At 32.9% G+C, this 14,870-nt stretch carries 14 protein-coding genes; 7 read left to right on the top strand and 7 right to left on the bottom strand.

Features of this window, described 5'->3' with window-relative positions:
- Positions 1 to 22: 22 nt before the first annotated feature.
- The 3 genes from NNH57_RS10225 (at position 23) to NNH57_RS10215 (ending at position 3,105) form a co-directional block, all read left to right on the top strand.
- Entirely contained in the window at positions 23 to 490 is a 468-nt protein-coding gene (locus tag NNH57_RS10225; RefSeq protein WP_025666475.1) for a GNAT family N-acetyltransferase, read from the top strand.
- Positions 491 to 854: 364 nt separating this feature from the next.
- The gene (gene ffh / locus NNH57_RS10220; RefSeq protein ID WP_074408983.1) at positions 855 to 2,183 is read left to right on the top strand and encodes a signal recognition particle protein; all 1,329 of its coding nucleotides are present in this window, start codon (positions 855 to 857) and stop codon (positions 2,181 to 2,183) included.
- Between the two features lie 37 nt (positions 2,184 to 2,220).
- Positions 2,221 to 3,105, top strand: a complete 885-nt coding sequence (locus tag NNH57_RS10215; protein WP_074408982.1) for a bifunctional 5,10-methylenetetrahydrofolate dehydrogenase/5,10-methenyltetrahydrofolate cyclohydrolase — start codon at positions 2,221 to 2,223, stop codon at positions 3,103 to 3,105.
- A 362-nt stretch (positions 3,106 to 3,467) separates the two neighbouring features.
- Here NNH57_RS10215 and NNH57_RS10210 read toward each other — a convergent pair whose 3' ends face one another.
- The 3 genes from NNH57_RS10210 to rho form a co-directional block, all read right to left on the bottom strand.
- The gene (locus NNH57_RS10210) at positions 3,468 to 4,619 is read right to left on the bottom strand and encodes an SH3 domain-containing protein (RefSeq protein ID WP_074408981.1); all 1,152 of its coding nucleotides are present in this window, start codon (positions 4,617 to 4,619) and stop codon (positions 3,468 to 3,470) included.
- Between the two features lie 605 nt (positions 4,620 to 5,224).
- Positions 5,225 to 5,896, bottom strand: coding sequence for a peptide-methionine (S)-S-oxide reductase MsrA (msrA, locus tag NNH57_RS10205; protein WP_108807713.1), 672 nt, complete (start codon positions 5,894 to 5,896; stop codon positions 5,225 to 5,227).
- 145 nt (positions 5,897 to 6,041) lie between these two features.
- Positions 6,042 to 7,685, bottom strand: a complete 1,644-nt coding sequence (gene rho, locus NNH57_RS10200; protein WP_074408979.1) for a transcription termination factor Rho — start codon at positions 7,683 to 7,685, stop codon at positions 6,042 to 6,044.
- A gap of 201 nt (positions 7,686 to 7,886) precedes the next feature.
- Here rho and NNH57_RS10195 point away from each other — a divergent pair, with 201 nt between their 5' ends.
- Positions 7,887 to 8,297, top strand: coding sequence for a DUF4293 domain-containing protein (locus NNH57_RS10195; protein WP_034243903.1), 411 nt, complete (start codon positions 7,887 to 7,889; stop codon positions 8,295 to 8,297).
- A gap of 57 nt (positions 8,298 to 8,354) precedes the next feature.
- Here the strand turns inward: NNH57_RS10195 and NNH57_RS10190 are convergent, their stop codons facing one another.
- Complete coding sequence (locus NNH57_RS10190; protein ID WP_074408978.1) at positions 8,355 to 8,849, bottom strand: metallophosphoesterase family protein; 495 nt, start codon at positions 8,847 to 8,849, stop codon at positions 8,355 to 8,357.
- A 178-nt stretch (positions 8,850 to 9,027) separates the two neighbouring features.
- On the opposite strand from NNH57_RS10190, the gene truA reads away from it, so the two are divergent.
- On the top strand, positions 9,028 to 9,774 hold the full coding sequence (gene truA / locus NNH57_RS10185) for a tRNA pseudouridine(38-40) synthase TruA (protein WP_108807714.1): 747 nt from the start codon (positions 9,028 to 9,030) through the stop codon (positions 9,772 to 9,774).
- Positions 9,775 to 11,538: an ABC transporter ATP-binding protein gene (locus tag NNH57_RS10180; protein ID WP_074408976.1), complete on the top strand. Its 1,764-nt coding sequence runs from the start codon at positions 9,775 to 9,777 to the stop codon at positions 11,536 to 11,538.
- A gap of 15 nt (positions 11,539 to 11,553) precedes the next feature.
- Here NNH57_RS10180 and NNH57_RS10175 read toward each other — a convergent pair whose 3' ends face one another.
- The 3 genes from NNH57_RS10175 to folP all read right to left on the bottom strand — a co-directional run bounded on the left by NNH57_RS10175 (position 11,554) and on the right by folP (position 14,152).
- The gene (locus tag NNH57_RS10175; RefSeq protein ID WP_108807715.1) at positions 11,554 to 12,339 is read right to left on the bottom strand and encodes a DUF3667 domain-containing protein; all 786 of its coding nucleotides are present in this window, start codon (positions 12,337 to 12,339) and stop codon (positions 11,554 to 11,556) included.
- Complete coding sequence (locus NNH57_RS10170; protein WP_074408974.1) at positions 12,339 to 13,115, bottom strand: diadenylate cyclase; 777 nt, start codon at positions 13,113 to 13,115, stop codon at positions 12,339 to 12,341. The genes NNH57_RS10175 and NNH57_RS10170 overlap by 1 nt, the downstream gene beginning before the upstream one ends.
- 212 nt (positions 13,116 to 13,327) lie before the next feature.
- Positions 13,328 to 14,152 carry a dihydropteroate synthase gene (folP, locus tag NNH57_RS10165; RefSeq protein WP_108807716.1) on the bottom strand — a complete coding sequence of 275 codons (825 nt, stop codon included), beginning with the start codon at positions 14,150 to 14,152 and terminating at the stop codon, positions 13,328 to 13,330.
- Between the two features lie 169 nt (positions 14,153 to 14,321).
- Here folP and NNH57_RS10160 point away from each other — a divergent pair, with 169 nt between their 5' ends.
- Positions 14,322 to 14,867, top strand: coding sequence for a DUF1599 domain-containing protein (locus NNH57_RS10160; protein WP_074408972.1), 546 nt, complete (start codon positions 14,322 to 14,324; stop codon positions 14,865 to 14,867).
- Positions 14,868 to 14,870 lie beyond the last annotated feature (3 nt).

Below are 14,870 nucleotides of genomic sequence, written 5' to 3'. Positions count from 1 at the left end.
TCTGTTTTTTTATTTTAGTAAGATGAAGTGCCAAATATCAAGAGCAACCGACCAGGATTTACCGTTGATGCAACATTTGTTTTATCAAACGGTGATTACGTATGGCTCTATGGTATTCACAAAATCTGAAATTAAAATTTACTCTCGATTGGCCATAAACAAAGCATATTGGCAAAATAAATTTAGTAAGGACTTTATTTATAATGCTAAGTTAAATGGTGAAATTGTAGGTTCTTTTTCTATGGATCCAAAAGGGAATATTGAGTATATATTTGTTCATATGAATTATCATGGGCGAGGTATTGCTAGTGAATTGTATCGTACTATCGAAGAAATAGCAAAAGAAACAAATATAAAAACATTAACTACTCAGGTTAATATGTTAACCCGTTCGTTTTTCCAGAAAAATGGCTTCGAAATTATTAAAAATGCTTCAAAAGTCGTTGGAGGAGAGGAAGTAATAAGTTATAGCGGCGTAAAACATCTCTAAAAACTAATATCTAAAACCAAATCATATATAAATTCTCGTTCTATTTTTTTTAGGATGTGTAATTATGGATGCATATGTTTTTGTTTTGATTGAATTTCAAAAAATAGATTCATGATTTGGGTAGTTTTAAAAATATATAATGAGCTTACCGAGTATGTAGATGATTTTTAGTTTTTTAAGGTAAAACAATGTGTGAAATCGTATACTAATCTTGTTTTTGGCGAAACAAAACTACATGTGATACTATATTGTTTGATTGTGATTCTGTAATTCTATAATTCCATCCTTTATTTATACACTTCAAATCCTTAAATTTGCACCGATCTATCGATGAAGGTAGTGTTTTCAAAATACGAGAAAATATATGTTTGATAATTTAAGTGATAAGCTAGATAAGGCTTTACATATTCTAAAAGGTCATGGGCAGATAACAGAAGTAAATGTTGCAGAGACACTTAAGGAGGTGCGAAGAGCATTAGTTGATGCCGATGTAAATTATAAAATTGCTAAAGAATTTACCTCAACAGTAAAAGAAAAAGCATTAGGTCAAAATGTTTTAAAAAGCCTTAAACCAGGGCAGTTGATGGTGAAACTTGTCAAGGATGAATTAACAGAATTGATGGGAGGCGATGTTGTAGAGGTTGATTTATCAGGTAAACCATCTGTTATTTTGATGTCGGGATTACAAGGTTCTGGTAAAACTACTTTTTCGGGAAAACTTGCTAATTTTCTTGCTACTAAAAAAACTAAAAAACCACTTCTTGTTGCTTGTGATGTATATAGACCTGCGGCGATAGATCAATTGCACGTAGTTGGAGAGCAGATTAACGTAGAGGTTTTTAGTGATAGAGGTAATAATGATCCGGTTGCTATTGCCAAAGCTGGTGTAGCGCATGCAGAAGCAAATGGATTTAATGTCGTTATTATTGATACCGCGGGGCGTTTGGCTGTAGACGAAGTGATGATGACAGAGATAGCAAATATCCATAAAGCGGTTACTCCTAATGAAACCTTATTCGTTGTTGATTCTATGACAGGTCAGGATGCAGTTAATACTGCAAAAGCCTTTAATGACGTACTTAACTTTGATGGAGTAATCCTGACTAAGCTTGATGGTGATACTCGAGGTGGAGCAGCGATATCTATAAAATCGGTTGTTGATAAACCAATTAAATTTATTGGTACCGGGGAGAAAATGGAAGCTATTGATGTATTCTATCCTTCTCGTATGGCAGATCGTATTTTGGGGATGGGAGATGTAGTATCTCTGGTAGAGCGCGCTCAAGAACAGTTTGATGAAGAAGAAGCAAGAAAATTACAAAAGAAAATTGCCAAAAATCAGTTCGGATTTGATGATTTCTTAAAGCAAATTCAGCAGATTAAGAAAATGGGTAATATGAAGGATTTGATCGGAATGATCCCAGGAGCAGGGAAAATGATGAAAAATATGGATATCGATGATGATGCATTTAGGCATATTGAAGCGATTATACATTCTATGACGCCAGAAGAACGATCAAAGCCACAAATTATAAATTCTAGCAGAAAGAAACGAATTGGTAAAGGTTCGGGAACATCCATACAACAAGTAAATCAATTGTTAAAGCAATTTGATCAGATGAGTAAGATGATGAAAATGATGCAAGGTGGTGGTGGAAAACGAATGATGCAGATGATGGGTAAAATGAAATAATTGTAATTTTTTGGGAAATAACAGGTAATTTAGGCACATGGAAATATTAGATGGAAAAAAAGTAAGCAACGATATTAAAGATGAAATAACTGTTGAAGTTCAAAAAATGAAAGAACGTGGTGAAAAAGTGCCACATCTTGCAGCAGTTCTGGTAGGTAATGACGGTGCTAGTTTAACCTATGTGGGTAGTAAAGTTAGGGCTTGTGAACGAATAGGTTTTGAATCTACTTTAGTAAAAATGCCTGATACTACCAGTGAAATAGAACTGTTAGCTAAGATTAAAGAGCTTAATGAAGATGATGATATCGATGGTTTTATAGTGCAATTGCCATTACCTCCTCAGATTGATGAACAAAAAATACTTTTAGCGGTACACCCTGATAAGGATGTGGATGGTTTTCATCCTATGAATTTTGGAAGAATGGCGCTAGAGATGCCAGCCTTTATTTCTGCTACTCCGTTTGGTATTTTAGAATTATTAGAACGCTACAATGTAGAGACCAAAGGAAAACATACTGTGGTAATTGGTAGAAGTCATATTGTAGGTAGGCCTATTAGTATTTTAATGGGAAGAAAAGGTTCTCCTGGTAATTCTACAGTAACATTAACCCATAGTCATACTAAAAATATTGAGCAAATCATTGCTCAGGCAGATATTGTTATTTCTGCCCTGGGAGTTCCTAATTTTTTGAAAGCCGAGATGGTGAAAGAGAATGCAGTTGTTATTGATGTTGGAATTACAAGAGTTTCTGATGAATCTACTCCAAAAGGATATAGGATTGTTGGGGATGTAGATTTTGAAAATGTAAGTAAAAAAGCATCTTTTATTACTCCTGTACCCGGAGGAGTGGGGCCAATGACAATAGCGATGTTACTTAAAAATACATTATTAGCAAGAGAAAGACATCAAAATAATAAATAATTTTGATTTGATCTAAGAAAATAGGTATCCGATACGATAATTATAAGGAGTGTTAAGAGCTGGATTCTGTATTAAAAAAGCTTGATATCGATGTGATTTTTCTATACTATGTTTAAAATCCTAGATTTGAATGCTTTTAATCACTTAAATACTTTGATCTAATATAAATACCATAATTAATAACTAAAAAGCCAGTGCATACAATTGTATGCACTGGCTTTTTAGTTAGTTATGTGAGAATTTCCTTCTGAAAAAATCCTTATCATATTTATATATAAACGCCAGAACTCATAAAGTCCTGGCGTTTATTATATATGTTACATTTATATTTTGGTGATTATAAAATGTATGTAATCGTATTTTTAATTTTCGTTAAATTTACTTGCAGTAATGTTGTCATCACTACCAGTACTATATCCACCTCCACTAGGAAGAAGATCTAGTGCTAAATTATATGAAGGAACGTTGATACCCTTAGAAGTTTTAACTGTGTTAAAATCTAAGATTTGTTTACTATGCTCATATAAAGCGTTCTTAGTAAAAGTTCCGAATTTTTTACCATTCTCAGTAGTTTCTTTCCATTCCTTACCGTATGCAATTTTCAGGTAGTATTCTCCTTCTGGAATGTTTCTGATAAACTGAGTAGCATTAGAGTTGATAAAAGTTACACGTACTAACTGGTCATCAGCTTTGGTTTTACCCATTTTGTACATCTTAATAACAACTTCTGTATTTTTTCCTACTTTAATTTTTAGGTAGTTGTCTAATTTATAGTCAAACTTACCTTTAAAGTTAAATGATTTTGGAGTTGCACCAGACTTATATGTCTTTTTCTCCCAGCTAGAGTACTTATCTTCTCTAGATACTTCTATAGAAGCAGCTTTAGGAGAGCTCGTATTTGAGCTAGAACCATAAGATGGTGTTGTAGATTCGATAGGATTAGAGGCTACATTCGAACCTCTTGCAGCTCTTCTGTTAGCTTCTTCCACCGCTTTTCTTGTTTCTTCTGTGTCTGCAAGAGCTCGTTGCGCAGCAACATCTTTTGATCGTTTTGCTGCTTCTGCATCTGCAATAGCTTTTGCAGCTGCTGCTTCTGCTTCTCTCTTTAGACGTTCTGCGTTAGCAATTGCTTTTCTTGCTGCTTCTTCTGCAGCTTTTTTGGCAGCTTCTGCCTGTGCAATTGCTCTTGATGCTGCTTGTTTTGCAGCTTCTCTTTTTGCTGCTGCTTCTTGAGCAGCTCTTTCTGCATCTGCAATTCGACTATCCTCGGTTAATAGCTTACTAAGTACAAATCCGTTCATTTTCTTGAACTGTATTGCACTCCATTCTCCATAATTAGAGCTCATTACATACACCTGAGTTCCTTGAGGAACCTCGGCGATGGTATTAAATTGTAGACCTGGACCACTTCGAACTTCTAATTTATTAGAAGACATTAAGTATTGCCCATCCTGAGCATGAGCAGACGAGAAAGTAATCACCAAAAGCAGAATAAATGTAAAAATAGACTTCATATCGCTTGTTTTAAGTAGATTGGGTTATAATTCAAATTTAATATTACTATTTCTTTAATTAAAAATTTATAAAAAAACATAATTTACCGTCAAAAATCGATCTTCAAAAAGGATGCCAAAAATATTTTAGCTCTAATTTCTTCTTTTAATACAATCTAATAAACATTAAAAGAATTACAATTTTTTAAAGAACAATTTGATCTGTAATGATTTGTTTTTCAATAAGTTAATGTGTTTTTGCTCTAGCAAAACTTCAATACTTTCGATTAAAATACTGAAAAGAAAACCATTAAATCAGACTCAAAAGTAATGTTTTAATATGAAAAACACAACTTGTTTTCATTTTATTTCAATAAAAATAACAATTTATTTCCATCATTTTGTGTTTTTCAACGATTTTTTTTGACAATACAACCGATTTAGTTGTGGTTTTTAGATAGCATTGTCGGTTTTGTAAGTCATGTGTTATAGATATATGTAAATGTGAAAAATATTTGATTTGATAAGTACAAGGCTCTATCTTGTTTTAACATAGGTTTAACAAGGGGTTATGAGCTTTAATTGGGATATCAAACTCTATACTTAAATTGATATGTGAACTAACTTCAATGTTTTTCTTTAATAAGGTTAGGGAATTTTGTTTGAAATCTTTTTAACCTGGGGACAGATATATTACGTATGTAGGGGTTGCCTGGGTTTCTTTTTTCATAATCTTGATGATAAGCCTCTCCTTTCCAGAATTTTTGAAATGGTAATATTTCTGCTGCTATTCTTCGGTTTAGTTTTTTGCCTAATGCTTCTTTCTTGTCTTCGATTATTTTTTTCTGCTCTTTGTTTTGATAAAAGATAATCGATCTGTATTGCGAGCCATGATCTGGACCTTGTCCATTAGCCTGTGTTGGATTTTGTGATCCAAAATATACATCTACCAAAGTTGAAAAAGAAACAATTTTTGGATCATAAATGATCTCTACGGCTTCGGCATGTCCTGTTCGCCCAGTATTACTTGATTGGTATGTTGGGTTTTTGGTATGGCCTCCTGAGTAGCCAGAGATAGATTCTTTAACGCCTTTCACGCTTTCGTAAATAGCTTCAACGCACCAAAAACATCCACTGGCAAAATAAGCTCTTTCTGTACCGTCAATAGGTTTAACGCTCACTGGTGTGATATTTTCGTTTGATGTAACTTCTTTTTTATTATTAACTGATTGGCTATTGCTTTGGCAACTCGAGAATAATAAAACAGCACTCCATATTATATATAGTATATTTTTCATGATATATTAAATTTTAATACTTGGTCAATTTCTTCTTAGAAAACTTTCAGTTTATTTATTAAAAGTGATAAAATAATATGATAAAGCAAAGGCGGCTATCAATATTAACTGATAGCCGCCTTTGTTATTTATTATAAATGTATTGTTATCCGTTCATAGAAATAAGGAACTCGTCATTATTTCTTGTTTGCTTAAAACGTTCATTAATAAATTCCATCGCTTCTACTGGGTTCATATCTGCAAGATATTTTCGCATTACCCACATTCTTTGAATAGTTGTTTCGTCTAATAGAATGTCATCTCGACGAGTACTTGAAGATGTAAGGTCAATAGCAGGGAAAATTCTACGATTAGAGATTTTACGATCTAATTGTAGTTCCATGTTACCAGTTCCTTTGAATTCTTCAAAGATTACTTCGTCCATTTTAGAACCTGTTTCTGTTAATGCTGTTGCGATGATAGTTAATGAACCTCCATTTTCTATGTTACGTGCAGCACCAAAGAAACGTTTTGGTTTGTGTAAAGCATTAGCATCTACACCACCACTTAATATTTTTCCACTAGCGGGTTGTACAGTGTTGTATGCTCTGGCTAGTCTTGTGATTGAATCTAATAGAATGACTACATCATGACCACACTCTACTAATCTTTTGGCTTTTTCTAGTACGATGTTAGCTACTTTTACATGCTCGTTAGCTTCTTTGTCAAAGGTAGAAGCGATTACTTCTCCTTTTACATTACGCTGCATATCTGTAACTTCTTCTGGTCTTTCATCTATAAGAAGGATCATTTGGTATACTTCGGGATGATTTGCTGCAATGGCATTAGCAACATCCTTAAGTAGCATGGTCTTACCGGTTTTAGGTTGTGATACTATCATACCACGTTGTCCTTTTCCTATAGGCGCAAATAAATCCATTATCCTGGTAGAGATTGTACTTTGTCTTTCTGCAATATTAAATTTTTCTTGCGGAAATAGAGGAGTCAAATGTTCAAAAGAAACTCTATCACGAACTACTTGCGGATCAAGTCCGTTAATTTTATTTACCTTAATAAGAGGGAAATATTTTTCACCTTCTTTAGGAGGTCTTACTTGTCCTAATACAGTATCACCTGTTTTAAGTCCAAAAAGTCTGATTTGTGATTGTGATACATAGATATCATCTGGAGAAGAAAGATAGTTGTAGTCACTAGATCTTAAAAAGCCATATCCATCTTGCATAATGTCTAGTACACCTTCACTTTCGATGATGGCATCAAACTCAAAATCTGGTTCTTTATATCGATTTCTATTGTCTCGATTTCCGTTCTCCTTTTTATTAGTGTTGTTAGGATTGTTATTTCGAGATTTATTTTGTTGAGACTTATCATTACCTCTGTTTCGATTGTCCTTTTTATCGTCTCTATTTTGGTGAGGTTTATTTTTTTTGTCGGTGTTTTCTTTCTCTTTAGAAACAGTTTCCTCTGAAGGAAGTGGTTTGGTCACTTCGCTTTTTTGTTCTTTAGGAGCTTTGTTGTCTTTTTTAGCAGGATTTGTAGGTCCGTCTGGTTTACGAGCACGAGGTCTTCTTTGACGAACATTGGGTTTGGGTTTTTCAGAATCTGTTTTTTCTGAAGTATCCTCAGCTACCACTTGCTTTACCTTGTTAGGATTTGTGGCTTGATAATCTAGTATTTGATATACTAAATCTAATTTTTTTAAGGTACGAAACTTCGGTACATTAAGGTTTTTTGCAATTTCTTGCAATTCAGGAAGCTTTTTTGCTTTTAATTCGGAAATCTCTAACATTTATATTTGTTATATAATTTTACGTTTTAGGTATAAATTTTCTAAAGAAGAAATCTAGGAAAATTTTATTTTCGAAGGTAAGTAACCTTAGTTGAGAAGGTTACAGGTTTTGTGCTGCAAGTATACGACTTTATTTTTATTTTTTACACATATTTATAAAAAGAAACTCTTATTTTTGCTTTTCTCTAAGGAAAAAAATTAATGTTACAACGAATTCAAACCATATACCTTTTATTAGCTGCTGCAGTTTCTGGAGGACTTTGTATGTATTTACCATATGGGATAGATGCTAATGGTGTAGCACTTTATGCTAAAGGAGAATTATTTCTTTTAGGAATGTTTTTGGGATCAGCGATTTTATCTCTGATTTCAATTTTTTTATTTAAAAATAGAAAGCTTCAATTTGTATTGGGGCGTATCAATATCTTATTAAACTTTATTTTACTAGGAGTATTTGTTTATTGGTCACTAACGGTATCTGGAGAAACTCAGGTTTCAGAGAAAGGTATTGGGATGATCATTCCTGTTATTTCTATCGTTTTATTAGTGATGGCCAACAAGGCTATTAAAAAGGATGAGAATCTTGTAAAATCTGTAGACCGATTACGATAAACCTAAAATCTTAGTAGTATTAGTGCGTTAAAACCCGGAGTATGCCAACTCCGGGTTTTATTTTTTTCCTAATTCGATGACTTCCAGATTTTCGATATTACCAGAATCTAGTGTAAACCTGAGCATTGTTCTTACTTTGTGAAACCCATGTTTGCCTGCTGCACCGGGATTCATATGTAATACCCCATTTTTTTTATCAGGTATTACTTTTAGAATATGCGAATGACCGCAGATAAATAATTGAGGTGGGTTTGATTTAATCTCATCTCGAGTGTTTATATTGTATTTTGGAGGATACCCTCCTATGTGAGTGATCCATACAGAGACTCCTTCGCAATTAAATCTTTGGTGTAAGGGATATGTCGCCCGGGCTTTATCATCATCTATATTTCCGTATACGGCCTTAAGAGGTTTTAAAGCTTCGATAGCATCGGTCACTTTAAGATCACCAATATCCCCAGCATGCCAAATTTCGTCGGCTTCATTAACATAATGCAATATGCGGGAATCAATATAACTATGGGTATCGCTAAGTAGAAGTATTTTTTTCAAAATCGAATAATAAAATTGAGTTATTGCACAATAGAAAAACAGGAACTAAACCATAGCCCCTATCTCTGTTTTATAAAGTATATTTGCGCTTAGTTTTTATACAAAAATATAATATTGTTGAAATAAGCTACAGAATCTAAGTAAAGAAATTGTTTTAAAAATAATAGATGCGAGTAGAATGAAATATTTTTTAGAACTTTCATATAACGGAACTCCATATCATGGATGGCAACGACAACCTAATGCAATTTCTGTGCAGGAAGTTCTAGAGAATTCGTTATCTACTATTTTACGCGATAAAATTGATGTGGTTGGAGCAGGAAGAACAGATGCTGGTGTTCATGCAAAACAAATTATGGCTCATTTTGATTGCAGAGATATATTAGATACAGAGCAATTTAAATATAAACTTAATGCAATTTTACCGGCAGAAATTGCAATCCAGAATGTATGTCGTGTGCACCAAAATGCTCATGCCAGGTTTGATGCAGTAAGTAGGTCGTATGAGTATTATATTACATTAATAAAAGACCCTTTTAGTATTCATAAATCTTATTATTTTAAAAAACCATTGGATATAGATTTAATGAATGAAGCTGCTAAATTACTGTTAAACTATACTAATTTTAAATGTTTTAGTAAGTCCAAAACCGATGTAAAAACGTATAATTGTACAATCACAAATGCAACCTGGGAAAATCATGGTGATCAATTAGTTTTTAAGATTTCGGCCAATCGTTTTCTTAGAAATATGGTTAGAGCAATTGTGGGGACACTTATCGAGATTGGAGAACATAAATTAAATAATGAGGATTTAATAACTATTATTAAAAGTGAAGATCGGAGTCAGGCCGGATATTCGGTTCCTGCTCATGGGCTTTATTTAACAGCTGTAGAATATCCTAATAAAATATATACAATATAGATGGCAGAAAAGAGTGGTAAAGCTTTTGATTTTAAACTTTTCAGACGGTTGATTACATATACTAATCCTTACCGACTGACTTTTTATTTTGTAGGTTTTTCGGCTATTTTGTTGGCTATCTTGTCTATTGTTAATCCTTATTTACTTAGAGAGACAATAGACAGAACTATTATTCCTAAAGATGGCGAGCTATTGGTTTATTTTATTTGCTTAATGCTGGGAGTTTTGTTTCTGGATGTGATCACCCAATTCTTGTTTATCTACTTTGCTAACTGGTTAGGGCAAGAAGTAATTCGAGATATTAGAGTGAAATTGTTTGAGCATATGCTTGGTTTTAAAAAACAATATTATGATCAGTCTGCTGTAGGTAGATTGGTGACTCGGGCTGTAAGTGATATCGAAACTATAGCCAGTATTTTTAGTCAAGGGTTGTTTATGATTATAAGTGATTTGTTAAAAATGCTAGCAATTTTATGTTATATGCTCTACCAGAGTTGGCAACTTGCATTGCTGGTATTTGTTGTGTTGCCTCTGGTTGTCTATGCTACGCGAATTTTTCAGCAAAAGATGAAAGTAGCTTTTGAGGAAGTAAGAACCCAGGTTTCTAATCTTAATTCATTTGTACAGGAACGAATTACAGGAATGAAGATCGTTCAATTGTTTACAAGAGAAGAAATTGAATATTCTAATTTTAAAGAAATTAATGAAAAACATAAAAAAGGTTGGATAAAAACTGTTTGGTATAACTCTATATTTTTTCCTATTGCAGAGATGTCCAGCTCTATAACCATAGGATTGATTGTTTGGTTTGGAGGATTAAAAGCTGCACAAGGAGATGAGGTTACTCTGGGACTGGTTATTGCATTTATCCAGCTCTCTCAAATTTTGTTTAGACCCTTACGGCAGATAGCAGATAAATTTAATACACTACAGATGGGAATGGTGGCCGCCAATCGCGTGTTTGCCATTTTGGATACAGATTCTAAAATTGAGAATAATGGTACGCAGTTATTAGAAAAGATAAAAGGTAAAATTACATTTGATGATGTACGATTTAGCTATATCGAAAATGAAGAAGTATTAAAAGGAATCTCTTTTAATGTTGAAGCAGGAGAGACTGTAGCAATAGTAGGAGCAACAGGAGCGGGGAAATCTACTATTATTAATTTGCTTAGCAGGTTTTATGAAATAGGTGGAGGAGTGATTTCTATCGACGATATCGATATTAAAACTATTGAGTTAAAATCATTGCGAAACCATATTGCAGTGGTGCTCCAGGATGTGTTTTTATTTGCAGATACGATTCTTAATAATATTACTTTGAATAATGAAGAGATTTTAGAAGAACAGGTGTGTCAGGCTGCAAAAGAGATAGGGATTCATGATTTTATTATGAGTCTTCCAGATGGGTATAACTATAATGTAAAAGAAAGAGGCGCTATGCTTTCTTCGGGACAACGCCAGCTTATTTCTTTTTTAAGAGCGTATGTTACTAATCCAGGTATTTTGGTGTTAGATGAAGCTACATCATCGATAGATTCGCATAGTGAACAATTGATTCAGAACGCAACAAACAAAATTACAAAAGGAAGAACTTCTATTGTTATTGCCCATCGATTAGCGACTATTAAAAAAGCAGATAAAATTATTGTAATGGATCAAGGTAAAATTGTAGAACAAGGTAATCATAATGAATTGCTCCAAATCGAAAATGGGTATTACAGAAATTTATACGAAGTACAATTTGCAGATGTAACCGAGTAAGAAGTTTTGCTGTTCTTATTTAGTAGGGATTTCTACTTTTCCCGATAGAACCATTAGTAAAAAAATTACTAACCCTACAATAACGTATAGTATTCCACCGTAGATAAGAAACAATAGTGTTTTGATCAGGATTTTCTTTATACTAATTTGATAAAGCCTCTTTAAAACATAAGCCATATAAAATATATATATAGGGAACTGTACCAAACCTACAATCATGAAACTATCTACCATAAATGTTAACGGTAGTAAAACGAGCGTCATAACCCCTACAATATGAGAGTAACCATATAGGTAGATTACAAAATGCTCTGTTAAATTATATTTTTTATAATTTAAAAAGACCAGTCGGGATAATAAAGCTAGTAAAGGAATCATTAAAAAACTTAGCATAGACTGGTATTGCGTAGTGGTGTCAAATATCGAGCTTTGTATTTCAGCTTGCTGTGCAGTGAAATTATCACCAAACTGCATAATTTCTTTTAACCTATCTTTTACTATAAAAGAATAAACTCCTGTAATTGTTATGGTAATAGCAAAATATCCAAAAGCATTTACATATCGTTTTCTAAGCCCATGGATATAGCCATCGATTACTTCTTCTGGTTTTGTGAATAAATGAGTAAATGTTTTAATAAATGAATTATCCAAATTAAGAAAACGATCAACAAATTCTGAAATCAGATTTTTAAAAGTAATTCGTTTTGTAATCTTTTTTGCACCGCAATCGGGACAAAAATTATGACTTTCAATTTGTTGGCCACAATTTTTGCAATTGGTAATAGTAATTAAATTATTCATTAAACTAAATCCCTTTTTATTTTATCTATTAATTCTTCTTCTGTTTTAAATATCACAAATTCCCCATTTTTGATATATGATAATTTGCCAGTCTCTTCACTTACTACTAAAGCTAAAGCATCGGTTTTTTCACTAATACCTACAGCAGCACGATGTCTTAGTCCAAAACGTAAAGGCATATTATTATCATTGGTAACTGGTAAAATGACTCGGGTAGCTACTATGCTATTGTCTTCTATAATCATGGCCCCATCATGAAGAGGGCTGTTTTTATAAAAAATGCTTTCGATTATAGGAGTATTTACAAGAACATCCATAGTATCTCCCGATGTTTTAACAAAATCCAGAGATGTATTTCTTTTAATAACAATAAGTGCCCCGGTATGAGTTTTTGCCATTTCACTACAAGCAGTTACAATAGCGGTAACATTGGTAACACTATCTTCGGGTGCATCTCTAATAAATTTTAATTGCCTGAGAAATTTACGCCTTCTTCCAAAATTAGTAGAACCAATCATTAAAAGGAATTTTCGTATTTCTTGCTGAAAAACTACAATTAGGGCAAACATTCCAACACCAATAAATTCACCCAAAACGCTACTCAACATTTCCATAGCAAGGAATTGCGTAAGTTTCCATACTAGATAAATCATAACTATTCCTATAAAAATATTGATAGCTGCAGTACCTTTAACTAACTTATAGATATAGTACAATAATAAGGCAACAAGTACAATATCAAGTATATCTAATATTCTTAGGTTTATTAAGTCCAAATGTCTGGTGTTTTTGTAAAAATAGAAAAATTAGTGAAACCTTGTTTTGAAAAGCGGTATAAAACAGCGTATTCAAAATAACTGGTTGAACTAATCCCGATGTATATCGGGATCCAATTAGTTTTATATAGTAATTATGACCTTGTTTTGAAAAGCGGTATAAAACAGCGTATTCAAAGTAATGATAAGTTAAATTCATTTGTAGGTAGTTTCTAATTAGAATAAGCACTTACCAGATGAACACATTCTACAGCTTCTTTAACATCATGCACTCTTAAGATAGAGGCTCCGTTAAGCAAGGCAATAGTGTTAAGAGATGTAGTGCCATTTAGTGCTTCTTGCGGAGTACTATTTAGTGTTTTGTATATCATTGATTTTCGAGAAACCCCAGCTAGTATAGGTAAATTATGTACCTCTAAGAGTTTTAGATTTTTTAAAAGATCGAAATTCTGATGAGTGTCTTTAGCAAAACCAAACCCAGGATCAATAATCATATCATTCACACCATGTTTTTTTGCTTCCGCAATTTTTTCTGCAAAATATATATTCATTTCATGAATTAGATTATCATATTTATTTAATGATTTCATGGTTTTCGGGGTTCCTTTCATGTGCATCATGATGTATGGGACTCCTAATATACCAACTGTTGAGATCATGTTTTTATCCAAGTTTCCGGCAGAAATATCATTAATTAATGCAGCTCCAGCTTCAATACATGCTTTTGCAATTTCACTTCTAAATGTATCAATAGATAATAAGATTTCAGGAAACTCATTAACCAACAATGATACTATAGGCAGGATTCTTTTTTCTTCTTCTTCAATAGAAATATGATCTGCTTCTGGTCTTGAGGAATAGGCTCCTAAATCAATAAAAGAAGCACCTTCGATAAGCATTTGCTCTGTTTGTTTTAATATCTCGTTTTCATTTTTATATTTCCCTCCATCATAAAAAGAATCAGGAGTTAGGTTAAGGATACCCATTACTTTTGGAGTAGATAAATCGATTAATGAGCCTTTACAATTGATTGTCATTTTTGAGATTTCATTTGTTTATGATTATTGTTTTAAGGGGCAAGCCTATATTTTGGTTGGAATTTATAAAATTGTGAGGTCACATTTCGTGTTTTTTACTTTTAAACTTTAACTATGATTTTTTTAATTCCCATATTAAAGCGAAATTTACGCAAAATTCAACAGTTTTATGCAAGATACATCCACACAATATGATACCATAATTAGTAATTGCCGAGATCTATTTAATCAAAAGATGATAGATTATGGCAGTGCGTGGAGAATTCTAAGATTACCATCCTTAACCGATCAGGTTTTTATTAAAGCACAACGAATTAGAAGCCTTCAGGAAAATGAAGTACGCAAGGTAAATGAAGGTGAAGTTTCAGAATTTATAGGGATTATTAATTATTGTTTAATGGCTTTGATACAACTAGAGAAAGGAGTTGCAGAACAACCCGATTTGTCTTCAGAAGAGGCAGTTATGTTGTATGATAAGCATATTAGAATTACCAAGGAATTAATGATGAATAAAAATCATGATTATGGAGAAGCCTGGCGTGATTTACGAGTGAGTTCTCTTACAGATCTTATTATTCAGAAATTACTTAGGGTAAAACAAATAGAAGATAATAAAGGAAAAACGTTGGTAAGCGAGGGTATCGATGCAAACTACCAGGATATGATTAATTATGCGGTATTTGCTATGATTCATTTAGGAGAGGCAAATAAATAGATA

It is taken from the genome of Aquimarina spinulae, assembly GCF_943373825.1.
Lineage (GTDB): Bacteria > Bacteroidota > Bacteroidia > Flavobacteriales > Flavobacteriaceae > Aquimarina > Aquimarina spinulae.
This window is presented reverse-complemented; position numbering and strand designations above follow the sequence as displayed.

Excerpts from the sequence above, each read along its gene's own strand:
- msrA (WP_108807713.1), bottom strand. The coding sequence starts at position 5,896 with ATGAAAAATATACTATATATAATATGGAGTGCTGTTTTATTATTCTCG.
- folP (WP_108807716.1), bottom strand. The coding sequence starts at position 14,152 with ATGACAATCAATTGTAAAGGCTCATTAATCGATTTATCTACTCCAAAA.
- ffh (WP_074408983.1), top strand. The coding sequence starts at position 855 with ATGTTTGATAATTTAAGTGATAAGCTAGATAAGGCTTTACATATTCTA.
- rho (WP_074408979.1), bottom strand. The coding sequence starts at position 7,685 with ATGTTAGAGATTTCCGAATTAAAAGCAAAAAAGCTTCCTGAATTGCAA.
- NNH57_RS10175 (WP_108807715.1), bottom strand. The coding sequence starts at position 12,339 with ATGAATAATTTAATTACTATTACCAATTGCAAAAATTGTGGCCAACAA.
- NNH57_RS10180 (WP_074408976.1), top strand. The coding sequence starts at position 9,775 with ATGGCAGAAAAGAGTGGTAAAGCTTTTGATTTTAAACTTTTCAGACGG.
- truA (WP_108807714.1), top strand. The coding sequence starts at position 9,028 with ATGAAATATTTTTTAGAACTTTCATATAACGGAACTCCATATCATGGA.
- NNH57_RS10210 (WP_074408981.1), bottom strand. The coding sequence starts at position 4,619 with ATGAAGTCTATTTTTACATTTATTCTGCTTTTGGTGATTACTTTCTCG.
- NNH57_RS10160 (WP_074408972.1), top strand. The coding sequence starts at position 14,322 with ATGCAAGATACATCCACACAATATGATACCATAATTAGTAATTGCCGA.
- NNH57_RS10215 (WP_074408982.1), top strand. The coding sequence starts at position 2,221 with ATGGAAATATTAGATGGAAAAAAAGTAAGCAACGATATTAAAGATGAA.
- NNH57_RS10195 (WP_034243903.1), top strand. The coding sequence starts at position 7,887 with ATGTTACAACGAATTCAAACCATATACCTTTTATTAGCTGCTGCAGTT.
- NNH57_RS10225 (WP_025666475.1), top strand. The coding sequence starts at position 23 with ATGAAGTGCCAAATATCAAGAGCAACCGACCAGGATTTACCGTTGATG.